This window comes from Amycolatopsis sp. SID8362 (assembly GCF_010550475.1).
Taxonomy (GTDB): domain Bacteria; phylum Actinomycetota; class Actinomycetes; order Mycobacteriales; family Pseudonocardiaceae; genus Amycolatopsis; species Amycolatopsis eburnea.
In genome coordinates this window covers 1-2,429 of the sequence record NZ_JAAGNB010000218.1, presented here as the reverse complement: position 1 = coordinate 2,429, position 2,429 = coordinate 1, and the positions used below count along the sequence as shown (strand labels likewise).

The following is a 2,429-nucleotide window of genomic DNA, read 5'->3' as shown; positions in this document are numbered from 1 at the left end:
GCCCACACCGGCTCGCCCGCCCCGAGCCGCAGCGACGTCAGCCGCCGCGCCTCACCGCCGTCGGACGGCATCACGTGCAGCTGCGGGCTGCCCTCGGCGCCCTTGCCCTCCCCCGCGCGGAGGAACGCCACCCAGCGCCCGTCGGGCGAAATCGCCGGGGCGGAGTCGCGCGGACCGTGCGTCCACGCGGATTCGCCGCCGTCGAGCGACACCCGCCGCAGCGAACTGCGCGCGGCGTTCGCCTCCAGATCGGGTTTGCTCACCGCGGTGAGCAGCAGGTTTCCGCGCAGGGCGGGACGGCCGGGGACGACGAGGTCTTCGATGTCGGCAGGGCGCACGCCCCCGACCGTACCGGAAATCTTTAGCGCTGCGAACGACTTACGCGGCGACCGCTTTGCGCTCGTCGCGCCGGGCCTTCGCCAGGCTGGCCGCCGTGGTCACGGACAGCACCACGATGATGACGCCGAGGGACACCCAGTTGTTGATGTCCAGCCAGTCCGGCACGACGTGGTACTCGTGCAGCGCGTGCAGGAACAGCTTCGCGCCGATGAAGGCGAGGATCACCGCGAGGCCGTAGCTGAGGTAGACCAGCTTCGTCACCAGCCCGCCGAGCAGGAAGTACAGCTGCCGCAGGCCCATCAGCGCGAACGCGTTGGCGGTGAAGACGAGGAACGCCTCCTGGGTGATGCCGAAGATCGCCGGGATCGAGTCGACCGCGAACAGCAGGTCCGCGGAGCCGATGGCCACGATCACCAGCAGCATCGGCGTGATCATCCGCTTGCCGTTCAGCTTCACCGTGTAGTGGTGGCCGTGGTAGTCGTCGGTCACCGGGGCGATCTTGCGGACCTGCCGGGTGACGGCGTTCTCGTGGTACTCCTCTTCCTCGCCCTTGCCGCGCAGCATGCTGATCGCGGTCCAGATCAGCACCGCACCGAAGAGGAAGAAGACCCAGACGAACTGCTCGATGAGCGCGGCGCCGATGGCGATGAAGACGCTGCGGAAGCCCAGCGCGAGCAGGATGCCGACCAGCAGCACGCGGTGCTGGTGGATGGCGGGCACCTTGAACGACGCCATGATGATCATGAAGATGAACAGGTTGTCGACGCTCAGCGAGTATTCGGTGATGTACCCGGTGAAGAACTCGACGCCCGGCTCGTGCCCGGCGAAGATCCACACGCCCGCCCCGAAGAGCACCGCGCACGAGATGTAGAAGATCACCCAGCGAGCGGCTTCCCCCGTGGTCACTTCATGCGGCTTGCGATCGACGATGACCAGGTCGAGCGCGATGAGCGCGAGCAGGCCACCGATCGTGGCGATCCACAGCCACAGGGGGACAGTCATGGAACCAGAACCTCCGGATAGTGCGCATGAGCAACTAACCGGAGGTCTCTCCCGCCGGTGAAAACACCGGCCGACGGTGCCGGGGGCGCAGGGCCACCGTGCTGACGACACCGCCGCGAAGGAATACTCCCCTCACAGCCGTTCCAGTCTGCCGGTTACCCCCGCCCGAACGCCAGCCGGAACGCCGCACGTCACCGGGTTGGTCCTGTAATTTCGGTCACTTCGGTCCACCAGGTGGTCTCACGCGTGTGGTCGCTGTGAGCCGGGCGGGACACTCTCAGCAAACCTCAAATAAGTTCTCTTCGTGCCCCGACTCCCGCTCCCGCGCACCCGCGGAGCCCGCCTCACCGCGCTCGCCGCCGTCGTCGTGGTCCTGGCCGCCGGTGCGGTCTTCTGGATCACGCGGCCCGCCGCGCCCGCGCCGGTGCCCACGCAGGACGCGCTGATCGACCTGCCCGCCGCCCCCGGTTCGGCCGAGCAGGTGAAGATCGACACGACCACCTACCTGCCCGCCACCGTGCCCGCGCCCGCGGTGCTGCTCGCGCACGGCTTCGGCGGGGACAAGACCAGCGTCGCCGACGACGCCCGCGAGCTCGCGCGAAAGGGCTTCGTCGTGATGACGTGGTCCGCGCGCGGGTTCGGCAAGAGCACCGGCAAGATCGGGCTCAACGACCCGGACGGCGAAGTCGCCGACGCGAGCCACCTGATCGACCGGCTGGTCGCGGAGCACCAGGTGACGACCGACCCGAACGGTGACCCGAAGGTCGCCGTCACCGGCGCGTCCTACGGCGGGGCGCTGTCGCTGCTGCTGGCCGGCACGGACAAGCGCGTCGACGCGATCGCCCCGGTGATCACGTACAACGACCTCGCGCAGGGCCTGGTCCCGAACGCGGCGACGCCCGGCCTCACGGCGCCGGGCACCCCGTCGGCCGGCGCGTTCGCGACCGACGGCGTGTTCAAGAAGAGCTGGGCCGGCATCTTCTTCTCGGCGGGCTCCGGCGCCGCGTCGAGCGGGTCGCCGTCGGCCGAAGCCCCGGAAGCGGGCCAGGAGACCGACACGGGCACCACCGGCGCGGCCGGAACGGCGG

At 69.6% G+C, this 2,429-nt stretch carries 2 protein-coding genes and 1 pseudogene; 1 reads left to right on the top strand and 2 read right to left on the bottom strand.

From position 1 onward, the window contains the following. A pseudogene (locus G3I65_RS07550) lies at positions 1 to 338 on the bottom strand (S9 family peptidase); the annotation flags it as partial. A gap of 40 nt (positions 339 to 378) precedes the next feature. Then, a complete protein-coding gene (locus G3I65_RS07545; RefSeq protein WP_160695443.1) occupies positions 379 to 1,341 on the bottom strand; it encodes a TerC family protein in 963 nt (320 codons plus the stop codon). A gap of 304 nt (positions 1,342 to 1,645) precedes the next feature. Here G3I65_RS07545 and G3I65_RS07540 point away from each other — a divergent pair. Further along, positions 1,646 to 2,429, top strand: a 784-nt coding sequence (locus G3I65_RS07540) for an alpha/beta hydrolase (RefSeq protein WP_160695442.1), incomplete at its 3' end; no start/stop codon positions are given.

Excerpts from the sequence above, each read along its gene's own strand:
- G3I65_RS07545 (WP_160695443.1), bottom strand. The coding sequence starts at position 1,341 with ATGACTGTCCCCCTGTGGCTGTGGATCGCCACGATCGGTGGCCTGCTC.